The 13546-nt window shown below is 63.4% G+C and carries 13 protein-coding genes and 1 tRNA gene; 8 read left to right on the top strand and 6 right to left on the bottom strand.

Annotated features, from left to right (window positions below; translation table 11 throughout):
* Positions 1–1092, bottom strand: a complete 1092-nt coding sequence (locus tag ABFY71_RS02550; RefSeq protein WP_347944542.1) for a polyamine ABC transporter substrate-binding protein — start codon at positions 1090–1092, stop codon at positions 1–3.
* Between the two features lie 429 nt (positions 1093–1521).
* Between ABFY71_RS02550 and ABFY71_RS02545 the strand changes: the two genes are divergently transcribed.
* Both ABFY71_RS02545 and ABFY71_RS02540 read left to right on the top strand, forming a co-directional pair.
* Positions 1522–2445 (top strand): pseudouridine-5'-phosphate glycosidase, encoded by a 924-nt coding sequence (locus ABFY71_RS02545; RefSeq protein WP_347944541.1) that lies wholly within the window; start codon positions 1522–1524, stop codon positions 2443–2445.
* Positions 2442–3326 (top strand): carbohydrate kinase family protein, encoded by an 885-nt coding sequence (locus tag ABFY71_RS02540; protein WP_347944540.1) that lies wholly within the window; start codon positions 2442–2444, stop codon positions 3324–3326. Before ABFY71_RS02545 ends, ABFY71_RS02540 begins: the two co-directional genes overlap by 4 nt.
* Positions 3327–3517: 191 nt before the next feature.
* Here ABFY71_RS02540 and ABFY71_RS02535 read toward each other — a convergent pair whose 3' ends face one another.
* Positions 3518–3943: a hypothetical protein gene (locus ABFY71_RS02535; RefSeq protein WP_347944539.1), complete on the bottom strand. Its 426-nt coding sequence runs from the start codon at positions 3941–3943 to the stop codon at positions 3518–3520.
* A gap of 159 nt (positions 3944–4102) precedes the next feature.
* On the opposite strand from ABFY71_RS02535, the gene ABFY71_RS02530 reads away from it, so the two are divergent.
* Positions 4103–4178: transfer RNA gene (locus ABFY71_RS02530), tRNA-Ala, on the top strand.
* Between the two features lie 95 nt (positions 4179–4273).
* On the opposite strand, the gene ABFY71_RS02525 is transcribed toward ABFY71_RS02530, so the two are convergent.
* Positions 4274–5032: a FadR/GntR family transcriptional regulator gene (locus tag ABFY71_RS02525; protein WP_347944538.1), complete on the bottom strand. Its 759-nt coding sequence runs from the start codon at positions 5030–5032 to the stop codon at positions 4274–4276.
* 167 nt (positions 5033–5199) lie between these two features.
* Between ABFY71_RS02525 and ABFY71_RS02520 the strand changes: the two genes are divergently transcribed.
* On the top strand, positions 5200–6600 hold the full coding sequence (locus ABFY71_RS02520; RefSeq protein ID WP_347944537.1) for a M20/M25/M40 family metallo-hydrolase: 1401 nt from the start codon (positions 5200–5202) through the stop codon (positions 6598–6600).
* Between the two features lie 148 nt (positions 6601–6748).
* Here the strand turns inward: ABFY71_RS02520 and ABFY71_RS02515 are convergent, their stop codons facing one another.
* The 3 genes from ABFY71_RS02515 to ABFY71_RS02505 all read right to left on the bottom strand — a co-directional run bounded on the left by ABFY71_RS02515 (position 6749) and on the right by ABFY71_RS02505 (position 9465).
* The gene (locus tag ABFY71_RS02515) at positions 6749–7105 is read right to left on the bottom strand and encodes a DUF1304 domain-containing protein (RefSeq protein ID WP_347944948.1); all 357 of its coding nucleotides are present in this window, start codon (positions 7103–7105) and stop codon (positions 6749–6751) included.
* Positions 7106–7213: 108 nt separating this feature from the next.
* Entirely contained in the window at positions 7214–8020 is an 807-nt protein-coding gene (locus ABFY71_RS02510) for a siderophore-interacting protein (RefSeq protein ID WP_347944536.1), read from the bottom strand.
* Positions 8021–8148: 128 nt separating this feature from the next.
* Positions 8149–9465 (bottom strand): NAD(P)H-dependent oxidoreductase, encoded by a 1317-nt coding sequence (locus ABFY71_RS02505; RefSeq protein ID WP_347944535.1) that lies wholly within the window; start codon positions 9463–9465, stop codon positions 8149–8151.
* A 241-nt stretch (positions 9466–9706) separates the two neighbouring features.
* Between ABFY71_RS02505 and ABFY71_RS02500 the strand changes: the two genes are divergently transcribed.
* The 4 genes from ABFY71_RS02500 to ABFY71_RS02485 are packed head-to-tail and all read left to right on the top strand — an operon-like array spanning position 9707 to position 13293.
* Positions 9707–9997: an STAS domain-containing protein gene (locus ABFY71_RS02500; protein WP_347944534.1), complete on the top strand. Its 291-nt coding sequence runs from the start codon at positions 9707–9709 to the stop codon at positions 9995–9997.
* Entirely contained in the window at positions 9994–10362 is a 369-nt protein-coding gene (locus tag ABFY71_RS02495; protein ID WP_305580782.1) for a response regulator, read from the top strand. The genes ABFY71_RS02500 and ABFY71_RS02495 overlap by 4 nt, the downstream gene beginning before the upstream one ends.
* Before the next feature lie 32 nt (positions 10363–10394).
* A complete protein-coding gene (locus tag ABFY71_RS02490) occupies positions 10395–12749 on the top strand; it encodes a chemotaxis protein CheA (protein ID WP_347944533.1) in 2355 nt (784 codons plus the stop codon).
* Between the two features lie 55 nt (positions 12750–12804).
* The gene (locus ABFY71_RS02485; protein ID WP_193334385.1) at positions 12805–13293 is read left to right on the top strand and encodes a chemotaxis protein CheW; all 489 of its coding nucleotides are present in this window, start codon (positions 12805–12807) and stop codon (positions 13291–13293) included.
* The last annotated feature ends 253 nt before the right edge of the window (positions 13294–13546 follow it).

Here is a 13546-nt window from a genome sequence, read left to right as displayed (position 1 = left end):
CTAGTAGCCGGTCTTGATCCGGGTCCAGGTGCGGGTCAGCGTCTCTTCAAAGTCCGGGTTGTGGGCGCCCATGACGAAGGCCTTGGCGATGGTTTCGGCCGGCGGGTAGATGCCCGGATTGTTCTTGACCTCATCGGCCACAAACTCGGTCGCTGCCAGATTGGGGTTGGCGTAGAATACGTAATTGGTGATGTCGGCCACGACCTCGGGCTCAAGGATGTAGTTGATGAACTTGTGGGCGTTGTCGGGATGGGGCGCATCGGCGGGAATGGCCAGGAAGTCGAACAGCGTCGCGGCGCCTTCCTTGGGGATCACATACTGCACCTCGACGCCGGCATCGGCGGCGGCAGCGGCGTCAGCGGCGATGAAGATGTCGCCCGAATAGCCGAGCGCCACGCAGATCTCGCCATTGCCCAGATCATCAATGTACTGGCTGGAGTTGAAGTAGCGGATATGCGGCTTGATCGCGGTCAGCAGTTCCTCGGCCTTGGCCAGGTCGTCGGCGTTTTCCGAATTGGGGTCGAGCCCCAGATAGTGCAGCGCAATGCCGGTGACTTCGGAGGGGCTGTCGAGCAGGCTGATGCCGCAGGCGGACAGCTTCTCGGCAAATTCGGGCTTGAAGATCAAGTCCCAGCTGTCGGTGGGGGCGCTGTCACCGAGGATTTCGGCAACCTTGGCGACATTGTAGCCATAGCCGATGGTGTTGATCATATAGGGCACGGCATGGGCGTTGTCGGGGTCCTGACCGGTGGCAGTCGCCATCACGGCGGGGTCGAGATTGCCCAGATTGGTCAGCTTGGATTTGTCGAGCGGGGCGATCAGGCCGAATTTGATCTGGCGTTCGACGAAATTGCCCGACGGCACGACAATGTCATAGCCCGAATTGCCGGCCAGCAGCTTGGCATCGACAATCTCATTGCTGTCATAGACGTCGTAATTGACCTTGATGCCGGTCTCTGCCTCGAAATTGGCAATGGTGTCCTCGGCAATATAGTCGGACCAGTTATAGACGTTGAGCACGGCTTCTTCCTGGGCCAGCGCAGGGCTGGCGATCAGCAGGGCGCCGAGGGCGAGTGCAAGCGGTTTGTTCATCGGGACGGAAGCTCCTGTTGGCATCGTTGGTATGTCTTTTTGGGCATATGGGCGCCGCAGCGCGCTTGGAAGATCCGGCCACAGCTGCCGGATCGGGCAGGGCCGGCGGTTATCTTTCCACGTCCGGTTGATGCAGGGCCGGCCCCTGGCGCGGCGTGGCCACTGGGCGCGCAAAAGCGCTGGACAAGATGACTGAACGGGGCGCGCCAGGCGGCGCGTATCGATCGGCGGCGCGATCAATGCTGGTCTGGTTCAGTGCACTGCCCTTTCTGGCTGGGTGGAAGGGCAAAGGTAGAGCGAAACCGGGCGGTGGACAAGGTATTTGGAGGCATGCTGTGGTAGGGGTTGACGGGTGACGACAACCGGGCGCAAAAGCCCCGCCGGCCGGGCCGTCCGGCCACGCCCGCGCTTTGCCCCAGAGGACCAGACATGACCGCCAGCTCCTATCTCTTCATCAGTGCCGAAGTGCAGCAGGCGCTTGATGCCGGCAAGCCGGTGGTGGCGCTGGAATCCACCATCATCACCCATGGCATGCCCTATCCGCAGAACCTGGAAATGGCGCAGAATGTCGAGGCGGTGATCCGCCAGCATGGCGCGGTGCCGGCCACCATTGCCATCATGGATTCCAGATTCTGCGTCGGCGTCTCGGGCGCCGATCTCGAGCGGCTGGCGCTGGCCGGTGGCCGTGCCGCCAAGGCCAGCCGGCGCGATGTGAGCGCGCTGCTGGTCAAGGGCGAGATTGCCGGCACCACCGTGGCCACCACCATGCAGATCGCGGCGCTGGCCGGCATTGCCGTGTTCGCCACGGGCGGCATTGGCGGGGTGCATCGGGGAGCCGAGGAGACCTTTGATATTTCCGCTGACCTGCAGGAGCTCAGCCGTACCCCGGTGGCGGTGGTCTGCGCCGGGGCCAAATCGATCCTCGACATCGCCAAGACACTCGAGGTGCTCGAGAGCAATGGCGTGCCGGTGCTGGGCTATGGCACCGATGACTTCCCCGCCTTCTGGGCGCGCCAGAGCGGCTATCCGGTCGATCACCGCTTTGACGATGTCGCCGATATCGCCAAGGTCATCGCCCACCAGACGGCCCTGGGCATGGGCGGCGTGCTGATCGCCAATCCGATCCCGGCCGCCGATGCGCTGGAGCCGGCCGCCATCGAGGCGCGGATTGCCGAAGCGATTGCCGGGGCCGAGGCCGAAGGCGTGTCGCGCAAGGCATTGACGCCGTTTCTGCTCAAGCGGATCTTCGAGCTGACCGATGGCAAGTCGCTGGTCGCCAATATCGCGCTGGTGGAAAACAATGCCAAAGTCGCCGCCCGGATCGCCGTGGCGCTGGCGGCCCATGGGGCATGAGCGGCCGCATTCTGGTGGTGGGCGACGTGATGACCGATGTCATCGTGGTGCCCGAAGGGCCCATCGTCAAAGGCAGTGACCGCCGCGCCACCGTGCGCAGCCATCCCGGCGGTTCGGGCGCCAATCAGGCGGTGTGGCTGGGCGCCATGGCGGCCGATGTGGTGTTTGCCGCGCGGGTCGGGCAGGCGGACCTGGCCCTGTATGCCGGCTATTTTCGCGGTCTGAACGTGGTGCCGGTGCTGGCCGGCGACACCGAACTGCCCTCGGGCGTGCTGGTGACGATTGTCGATGGCGATGGCGAGCGCAGTTTCCTCACCGATCGTGGCGCCAATCTCAATCTCGGCGTCGCCGATCTGCCGGCCAGCCTGCTCGACGATGTCAGCATGGTGATGGTCTCGGGCTACAGCTTTTTCGCGCCGGGCCCGCGGGCGGCGGTGCGGGCGCTGCTTGCCCAGGCCCAGGCGCGCGGCATTGCCCTTGCCGTCGACCCCGCCTCGGTGGGCTTTCTGGCCGAAACGGGCGCCGCCGAATTTCTCGCCTGGACAGCGGGCGCCGACTGGCTGTTTGCCAATGCCGACGAGGCCGAACTGCTGACCGGGCTGACCGACTATCGCCAGCAGATCGTGGCGCTGGGCGCCCATTACCGCAATGTCGTGGTCAAGCGCGGCGGGCTTGGCGCGGCGCTGGGCGGGCAGGCTGGCGTGCGGCATCAATTGCCGGCGCCCGCCGTCACGGTGGTCGATTCGACCGGCGCAGGCGATGCCTTTGCCGCCGGGTTCCTCGCGGCCCTGCTTGAAGGCCAGGACGAGGCCGCCGCCATGGCGGCGGGCATTGCCGCCGGGGCAAGGGCGGTGCAGACCATTGGCGGCCAGCCGCGCTAGCGCGGGGTCGTCCAATTGCCGGTCCCGAGATCGACGCCTTCATTACCAGTGAGACAAGCGGTGGCCGGGCGACCGTCTGGCGGCGCAGCTAGGCGGGGTGGGCGGCATTGTGCCGTCACACCCCAAACCGCGAGCGGGTGCGCTGGATTTGCGCGGCACCCCGGCGCCCTGGATCAGGGCCGTCTCCGGCCCTAGCTGGGGGCGAAGGTGATGCCACAATTCTTGATGCGGTTGACCTGTTCGATCGCCACCATTTCACCCTTGAGGCGGCCAACCTCGGCGGCCGCCGCGCCGTCGCCCTTCATGAAAAAGGCGGCTGGCCAGAACAGCACCAGCGACACCGTGGTCATGGCGACGTCACTGCCGCGGTTCTTCTCCTGCAGCCCATTTGCTGCCGCTGCGCGGGCCGAAACGGATTCGGCTTCGGCACGGAGTTGCTTGCAACTGAGGTTTTCGTAGAGCCCGGTCGACACATAGGTCGGCGCGATATCCTTTGGTGGTGTGGCGCAGCCAACAAGCAAGACCGCGACGACCGTCGCGGCGACAATAGATTTTTTCAAAAACGTAATCCCCCAAAATATGGCAAAGACTAAGCAGGCCCAGACGCAGATGTCCACTCGCTTTGCTTTGTTCTCCCGGGGATCAGTTGTCGCTTGTCGGGTCCACAACGACCGGGAGGGGGCGCCCATACCCTGGTAGCGCTATCTTCACCTGCCAACGGCGCGCCAAGCCTCTTGCCGCGCGCCGGATTCTGGCTCTATCATCGCGCCCGGTGTGGGGCTGTAGCTCAGTTGGGAGAGCGCGTCGTTCGCAATGACGAGGTCAGCGGTTCGATCCCGCTCAGCTCCACCATTCCCATACAGATCAAGAACCTGGCATAGGGTTCCGTGGTTGTCTGGAAGTGGAACCGCTTCCACCCCCGCTTTGGCATCGACGACTTTATCCCCTCATCCCCGCGCCTTCATCTGCCGTTCCAGTCCATTGGTAATCACCGCGCGCATGGCCACGCGTGCTTGGGCTGCGTCGCCGGCCTTGATCGCTTCGGCGATGCGGGTGTGGGCGGCGGCGGAGGCGGCCAGCGCGGCGGGGTCGTTGACCGGGGAGCTGATGGTGAAGGCAGCGGTCAGGGCCAGTTCCACCAGCGTGCTGATCGAGGCCATGAAGGGATTGCCCGAGGCCTCGGCCACGGTGCGGTGAAACAGCAGGTCGGTGCGGGCGAAATCCTCGGCGCTGGTGGTCTGGCCCATGGCCTGGGCGCAGTCGAGCAGCGCCTGGGCCTGGTCATCGCTGCGGCGGCTGGCAGCCAGCGCGGCTGACTCCAGCTCAACCCCGATGCGGATTTCGGCCAGGCTGCGCAAGAACGCTTCGTCAGGGCCGGTCTGGAAGTGCCAGGACAGCACATCGGCATCAAACAGGCTCCAGCGGGCGCGCGGCAGCACGCGGGTGCCGATGCGGGCGCGCGCCTCGATCATGCCCTTGGCGGCGAGGGTTTTCAGCGCCTCGCGCAGCACGGTGCGCGACACGCCAAAGCGCTGCAGCAGTTCGGCGTCGGCGGGCAGAATGCTGCCCTCGGCAAATTCGCCGCCGACAATGGCCAGGCCCAATTGCCCGAGCACCAGCGAATGCAGGTTGCGCGGCAGCGTGCGGCCGGCAATGGCGGCGATCAGATCGCCCGCGCTGCGCTGTGGGTCCGCCCCTGTGCTCATGCCGGCTCTCCTGGCGCAAAACTGCGTGGTTTGACCTTAAGCATGGGGGCAATAGTGTGACAATATAAATTGCCCTGCGCAAACCCGCATGCCCCTTGCGGCGCCACGCCGCGCTGGACAGCGCGGCGCGGCTTGGTCAAGGGTAGCGGCAACAAGGAGTCGCCCCCATGAGCAAACCAATCGACGCGGTATTGGACCAGGTTCTGGCCCATGTCGATACCGGGCTCGAGCAGAGTCTCGAGCGCCTCTATGCGCTGTTGCGCATCAAATCGATTTCCACCGATCCGGCCTACAAGGCCGAGTGCCAGCGTGCCGCCGACTGGATTGTCGGCGAACTCAAGGGCATCGGCTTTGATGCGGCGGCGCATGCCACGCCGGGCCATCCGGTGGTGTGGGCCAAGGGGGCTGAACAGAGCGGGCCGCATGTGCTGTTTTACGCCCATTATGACGTGCAGCCGGTCGATCCGGTCGCGCTCTGGCACAGCGATCCGTTCGAGCCGGTGCTGAGCACCGATGCCAAGGGGCGCAAGGTGATCGTGGCGCGCGGCGCCTCCGATGACAAGGGCCAGATGCTGACCTTCATCGAAGCCTGCCGCGCCTGGCAGGCGGTGGCGGGCGCCCTGCCGGTCACCGTGTCGCTGATGCTGGAGGGCGAGGAGGAAAGCGGCGGCAAGAACCTGCCGCCCTTCATGGAGGCCCACAAGGAGGCGCTGGGCGCCGCCGATATCGCCCTGGTCTGCGATACCGATATGTGGGACCGCCAGACCCCGTCCATCACCACCATGCTGCGCGGCATGGTGGGTGAGGAAATAGAGATCACCTGCGCCAACAAGGATCTGCATTCGGGCATGTTCGGCAATGCGGCGCGCAACCCCAATCAGCTGCTGGCCGAGATCATTGCCAGCCTGCGGGCGCCCGATGGCAGCGTGACGCTGGAAGGGTTTTACGACGACGTCGCCGAAATCAGCCCCGAGCTCAAGGCGCAATGGGCCGGGCTGGGGTTTGACGAGGCGGCCTATCTGGACGAAGCCGGGCTATCGATTCCGGCGGGCGAGGCGGGCCGCAGCGTGCTCGAAATGCTGTGGGCGCGGCCCACCTGCGAAATCAATGGCATGATCGGCGGCTATACCGGGGACGGCTTCAAGACAGTCATTCCGGCCAAGGCCAGCGCCAAGATAAGCTTCCGGCTGGTCTCGGGCATGGTGCCCGACAAGATCCGCGCCGCCTTCCGCAAGCATGTGCAGGCCATGATCCCGGCCGATTGCTCGGTAAAGTTCACCGCCCATGGCGGCGCCCCGGCGATTACCGTGCCCAGTGACGGCACGCATTTGCGCCAGGCGCTGGCCGGGCTGTCGGCGGAATGGGGCAAGCCGGCGGTGATGACCGGTTCGGGCGGCTCGATTCCGGTCGCCGGCGATTTCAAGCGCATTCTGGGGCTCGATACGCTGCTGATCGGCTTTGCCCATGTCGACGACCAGATCCATTCGCCCAACGAGAAATACGATCTGGCCAGCTACCACCGCGGCATCCGCAGCTGGGTCCGGGTGCTGGCGGCGCTGGCGGGCTAGAAGGCGATCACGTCACCATCACCGGTGGGCACCTCCCCCTTTACGGGGGAGGTTGGGAGGGGGTGCGAGAGCCCTCATATTGGGGTGAGCCGCCCCCCTCCCTGACCCTCCCCGCAGGGGGGAGGGTGACGACTGAAGCTTCAGTGGTTCACACAAACATCAGCGCCAGCATGGCCAGCACGGCCGGCACGGTCTGGATGAACACTATCTTGCGGCTGGCGGTCACCGCGCCGAAAATCCCGGCCACCGCGACGCAGGTCAGGAAGAACATGGCGAGCTGCCAGGCAAAGCCGGGCAGGGGATAGAGCAGGCTCCAGATCAGCCCGGCAGCGAGAAAGCCGTTATAGAGCCCCTGATTGGCGGCCAGCGCCTTGGTCTGGGCGGCCAGTTCCGGGGTCAGGCCAAACGCCTTGCGGGCGCGCGGGGTGGTCCACAGGAACATTTCGAGCACCATGATATAAAGGTGCAGCAGGGCAATCAGGGCAACGAGGATGGTGGCGATCACGCTCATGGGGTGTGGCCTTGTTGAGTGGGGCGCCGGTCCAATCCGGCCAGCGCCCGGGCTGGATCATGCCAATTCATCTCACGCGCCATGACCTGCCGGCAAGTGCCGCTAATGGTCCTCTTGCGCATCGGGCGTGCCGAGCCGCCAGTAGCCGGCGGCCTTGACATAGTCCGGGGCAAAGCCGCGCTCGCCGGTCAGATGGGCGCGCACCGCCTTGCTCATGCTGGCTTCGCCCGCGACATAGGCATAGCCGGTGCCCTCGGGGAAGCTGGTCACCCGGAGCCGGTCGAGTATCAGGCTGGTGCTGCCGGCCGGCGCGCCATTGCGATAGACATGGATGAGCCGCACATCGGCACTGCCGGGCAGGGGCTGGTGTTCGGCCGGGTTGTCCACCTCGATCACCGCGATCACCGGGGCGCCTTCGGGCAGTTCGGCGATGCGGCGGGCCAAGGCGGGGATGGCGGTTTCGTCGCCCGCCAGCAGATACCAGTCAAACGCCGCCGGCACGATCAGCGAGCCGCGCGGGCCGCCGATCACCAGGGTCTGGCCGATGCTGGCCTGGGCCGCCCAGCTTGAGGCGGGGCCGTCGCCATGCAGCACGAAATCGAGATCCAGCGTGCCGGCATCGAGGTCATATTGCCGCGGGGTGTAGTCGCGCATTTCCGGCCGTTCGCCCTCGGCGAATTCGGCGCCGCGCGGCCCGATCGGTACCAGTTTCGGTTCAACGCCGGGGGGGAAGAAGAAGGCCTTGATATGGTCGGCATGGCCGGGGGCGGCAAAGCCGGTCAGATCGCCCGCAAGGGTGATGCGGCGCATGCTGGGGGTGAGATCGGCAATGGCGATCACCTTGAGCAGGCGCATGCGGGTTTCGTGGCGGAGGCGCTGCGGTGCGCGGGGGTCGACGATCACGTCCATGGTCGCTTTCCTGATTTGGTTAGTCAGGAATTAGCCGCTCGGCATCGGAGAATCAAGTTACCGGCCAGCCAAGGTGACAGTCCGGGCGCCCAATGGGCAAAGAGTGCTAAAATAGTGCTACAATAATGCTACAGGATTGCTAACATTCGGTCCTGTGCCTGGCGCAGGGCAAATAGCCGGGTAGAGGTGTCCGGCTGGCTGTTGGCCTGGGTCAAAAGCTCGCCCTTTTTGACCGCTGCGGTGACCTTGCCGCCCTCCAGCAGACCCACCGGAATTGCCCTGGCAGCGCGGCTGTCACCGATGGTCATGGTGAAGCTGCGATAGCAGGTTTCTCCAATGGCATCAAAGGCTTCGCCCGGCTTGAGATCGCGCTTGGCGACGGCGCAGACCTCGGCCACCGGGTTGGGCAGCGGCACCATATCGGGCTTGCCATGCAGCATGATGCGGGCGCAGGTCAGCGGGACTTCCAGGCTCGTCAGATGGTAGGGGCGGAAGAAAGCGTAATACGGTCCATGCCCGATATGGAGGTCATCCATCCGCTCGATAATGCGGGGATGCTCGGCTTTGACGATGACGAAAACGCCCGGCGCCACACCCTTGCCGACGGTGAAATCGACCACGCCGCTCTTGTGCAGAATTCCGCCATCGGCCTGTGGAATCAATACCTTGGCCATGTTGTCGCGGTCGGTATTGGGGCCGTGCATGCCCGGCACATCGGGCACCAGGCCGGTCGCATTGGCGATGGCGGCCATCTCGACCATGGTCTTGGACCCATCGACAAATTCGACCAGCATGCGCGGGTTCATGTTCCGGCGCAGCGCTTCTTCGCGATAGTCATCAGGCACCGCATCATGCTTGAGCGGGTTGTTCTTGCCCTTGCCGGCAGCAACGATGGGCAGGCCCAAGGCTGTAGCAAATTCAATCAGTTCCATGCAGGAGCTGGGCTCATCGCCGGCACCGACGGAATAGATCACGCCCAGCCGGTCGGCCTGGGCCTTGAGATAGGGGCCGATGGTGACATCGGCTTCCACATTCATCATCACCAGATGCTTGCCATGTTCCATGGCCAGCAGGTCATAATCGGCGGCCACGCCCGGCTTGCCAGTGGCGTCGATGACGACATCGATATTGGGGGTGGTGACCAGGGTTTCCGCCGAGGTAATGGCAATCTTGCCCGCCTCGATGGCGGCGGTGGCCTGGGCGGGCGTGTCGGCCACGCGCCCCCGGCGGTCATCGCCATAGGCAATGGTCATGGCGTCCAGCGCCGTGTGCGGGCGGCGGGTGGCGATGGCCGCCATTTCAATGCCGGTCATCAGGCTCATCTGGGTCACCAGATCGGTCCCCATCTCCCCCGAGCCGATAACGCCCACGCGAATCGGCTTGCCGGTTTCGGCGCGGGCGGCAAGGTCGCGCGCCAGGCCAGTGAGGGCGATGGAATTGGTCATACTGGGTCCGATCTCGACTGATATGCCTGCGTTACCCCTCCGCCAGCAGGCAAGGCAAGCAAAACTGCAGCGGGGAAGTGACGCGCCGCAGTGGTTTGGAGGCAGGGGCTGATGGCCCTTGGAGCGCAGGACGCCGAAATAGCGTCCATGTGGTGACCAGAGTATGGCCGAACTTAGCACTTCTTAAACCGTTCCCGTGGAATGTGGATGCTTGAGGAATCTCCTGGGGCAGGCAGCACACATGAGTAACAAGGCCGAAAGAACAGTCGCTTTACCCGCGATCATCGACCTTGATTCGCTTGATGGCATCAGGGATGCGCTGCTGGACGCGATCGACGAAGGTCCGGTGGCGGTTGATGCAGGCGGGGTCGAGCGGGTCAGTACCAACGCATTGTTCATGCTGATCAGTGCAGCTGAGACTGCTCGAAGAAACCATCTCGAATTCGCTATCTTGCAGCCAAGTGCGGCTATGAGCACTGCCGTTGAGCGTCTGGGCCTTGGGACGCAGTTTTCAGGAATGATAAGAGGATGACGGCTTTGCGGGTTCTAACCGTGGACGATTCGAGGACAATCCTGGCCATGCTGCACCACACGCTGAGCAATGCCGGATTTGAGGTTTTGCAGGCTGAGGACGGGCAGCAAGGTCTTGATGTGCTCAAGACCGAGGCCGTGGACGTGATCATTACCGATATCAACATGCCGATAATGGATGGCATCGAGTTTATCCGCAATGTCCGGGCCACCGGTAATCACCAGAGCCTGCCGATCCTGATTCTGACTACCGAGACATCGCAGGATAAGCGTGATCAGGGCAAAGCGGCTGGGGGCACCGGCTGGATTGTCAAACCATTCGATCCTGAAAAACTGATCTCCGTCATCCATCGCGTGGTGCATTAACACCAAGAGCCCAGAAGGGTTGGACTTCCCGCATGAGTGATCTTGACGACTTCAAAGCCACCTATTTTGACGAGTGTTCCGAACTCCTGAACGAGTTGGAGGAGCAGTTCGCCGCAATTGAAGCGGGCGAACGCGATGCTGACCGGTTAAACGCGGTGTTCCGCGCCATACACTCGATCAAGGGCGGCGCCGGGGCCTTCGGGTTCTCGGCCATGGTGGGCTTTGCCCACGCTTATGAAACCTTGCTCGACTATGTCCGCGACGGCCGGGTTGAACTGACCGATGACGTCGTTGTGCTGTGCATTCGCGCCAATGACATTATTGCCGATCATGTCAATGCCGCCCAGACCGGCGAGGCGTTGGCGGCCGATTACGGCATGGAAGAAAAGAACCGGTTCGATGCGCTGGCGCGCGGGGACAAGGGCGAGGACGATGATGTCGGCGGTGAACATGTCGAAGAGTTCGACATTGAGTTCGTGCCGGTAATGGTGCAGCTGGGCAGCGACGCGCTGGACGCTGACGAGGCGGCAATGGCGCTGGATGCCGGCGACGACAGTCCGGTTGAGGACGCTTTTGAAGCCGCACCGATGCAGATCGAATCCGGCCATTGGGAAATCAAATTCACCCCGCATCGAGCCCTCTATGCGCGGGCCAATGATCCTCTGCTGCTCTTCCGCGAGCTGGCCGCTCTGGGTGAGATGCATGTGCGGGCAGTGATTGGCGAGGTTCCGGCACTGGCCGATTTCGAGCCGTTTGCAGTGTATTGCAGCTGGGAGATCACCCTGGTTTCGGCGACGCTGAACGAGGCGATGATCCGCGAAGTCTTCGAGTTCGTTGACGGTGACTGCGACATTGTCGTGGCCCAGCTGGGTGCCAGCGCCACGCTCGATGATGGCGAGGACGCCGTCATTGCCGTCGCCGATGCCGTCGCCGATGCCGTCGCACCGGTGGCCGCCAATGGCGTTGATGACCTGCTGGCACTGGCCGACGAAGAAATTGCCGACCTGCTCGATTTCGACAAGGAAGAAGCGCCCCAGCCCAGCCTGGCGGCGACGGCTCAGGACAGCTTTGAGGAACCACCGGCGCTGAGCTTTGCCGAGCTGGCCGAATCGATGGCCCCGCCACCAGTTGTCAAAACACCTCCCAAACCCGTCGTGCTGGCTGCCGCCACGCCATCGGATAGTGAGGAAAGCAGCGGCCGCGCTGTTGGGGTGCAGTCGATCCGGGTTGATCTCGACAAGGTCGATCGTGTGGTCAACATGGTGGGCGAACTCGTGATCACCCAGTCAATGCTGACCCAGCAGATGGATGAGACCCTGCGGGTGCGGTATACCGAACTGGTGCGTGGCCTTGAAGTGTTGGCGCAGACCACCCGTGGTCTGCAGGATTCGGTGATGGCCATTCGCGCGCAACCGGTCAAATCGGTGTTCTCGCGCATGCCGCGCCTGGTGCGCGAGCTGGCGACCAAGACCGACAAGAAGATCAAGCTCGAGACGATCGGCGAAAACACCGAAATCGACAAGACGGTGATCGAGCAGTTGTCCGATCCCCTGACGCATATGATCCGCAACTCAGCCGATCACGGTATCGAAACACCAGACGTCCGCACCGCGCGCGGCAAGAACGAGACCGGCACGATTCGCCTGTCGGCCGAGCAGGCGGGTGGCAATATCCTGATCATCGTCGAAGATGATGGCGGCGGGATCAATCGCGAGCGTGTGCTGCAGGTGGCGCGCGACAAGGGCGTTGTCGCCCCTGATGCCAATCCGACCGAGGAGCAGATCGACCAGTTGATCTTTGCGCCCGGATTTTCGACCGCCAGTGAGGTCAGCGATCTGTCGGGTCGCGGGGTTGGCATGGATGTGGTGCTGAGCAATATCAAGAAGATTGGTGGCTCGGTGCATGTGCGCAGCTGGACCGGCAAGGGCACGCGGATGACGCTGCGCCTGCCGCTTACCCTGGCGGTGCTCGACGTCATGCTGGTCCGGGTGGGGGGCAGCCCCTATGTGGTGCCGCTGAGCTCGATTGTTGAGACCATTCAGTGTTCACGTGCCAGCTTCGAGCGGGTGCCCAGCGGTGGCCAGGTGCTGCAGGTTCGCGGCGAGTATGTTCAGGTCATCGATCTGGTCGAGCGTTTCGATCTGGTTGCCGACACTGCCCAGGAAAACCGGTTCGTGGTGCTGTGTGAGGCGGAGGGAAGCCACAAGGTGGCACTCGTCGTCGACGACATTATCGGCCAGCAGCAGGTGGTGATCAAATCTCTGGAAGAGAACTTCCAGAGTGTGGAAGGCGTCGCTGGCGGCACGATCCTGGGTGACGGCAATGTGGCGCTGATCGTTGATGTGCAGGGCCTCAAGACCTCGATAATTCAGAAGAGTGCGGCCTAAGGGCTGTTTGTAAAAGTGTAGTTCGTCCAGAACAGGCGAAAGAAAGGCAATAACTATGGAAGCGCTCGGTATGCGCGACGAGATGGGCGACAAGTCCGCCATCGCCGCCCAGAATTCCCTGCAATTGATCGCTTTTTCGATCGGTGAGCAGACTTATGGCGTGGAGATTACCACGGTGCGGGAAATCCGGGCCTGGAACGGCGCGACGCCGCTGCCCAATACCCGTGAGTTCGTGCGTGGTGTGATCAATCTGCGCGGCACGATTGTGCCGATCTTTGATCTGCGGGCCCGTTTTGGCGACGGCCCGACCTCGCCCACCAAGAACCATGTGGTGGTGGTGATGAGCGTTGGCGACAAATGGGTTGGCATTCTGGTCGATGCGGTCAGTGACATTCTGACGGTCTCGCGCGACGATATCCACAATGTACCGGAAGGCAATTCGGTCGATACTGAACTGCTCAATGGTATTGTTACCCATGACAGCCGCATGGTCGGATTGATCGACCTGCACGCGGTGGTCAGTGGCGCCAAGCTGGACGGCTAGTTCACCAGTCCATTGCCAAGCATGAAGGGCGCCACGAGCGCCCTTTTTTCTGGGTCAAGCGCCGGGGTCGTGGCGGCGTTGTGTGCGCGACAAGATAATGCCGCGGCGCGTTCGCATCAGATTTCAATGTATGGAACGGGGGCGAGGCCGTGTGAGAACTCGGCGAAGCTGATCGCTTAGGTTGTTTTGCATTGGCGGGCGTCAGCTCCGTTCAGCCGGTTATCGCCTTGAGGGTTGAGGCAACGCCGGCGAC

Origin of the sequence: Devosia alba (genome assembly GCF_039938915.1) — a bacterium.
Classification (GTDB): Bacteria; Pseudomonadota; Alphaproteobacteria; order Rhizobiales; family Devosiaceae; genus Devosia; species Devosia alba.
This window is presented reverse-complemented; position numbering and strand designations above follow the sequence as displayed.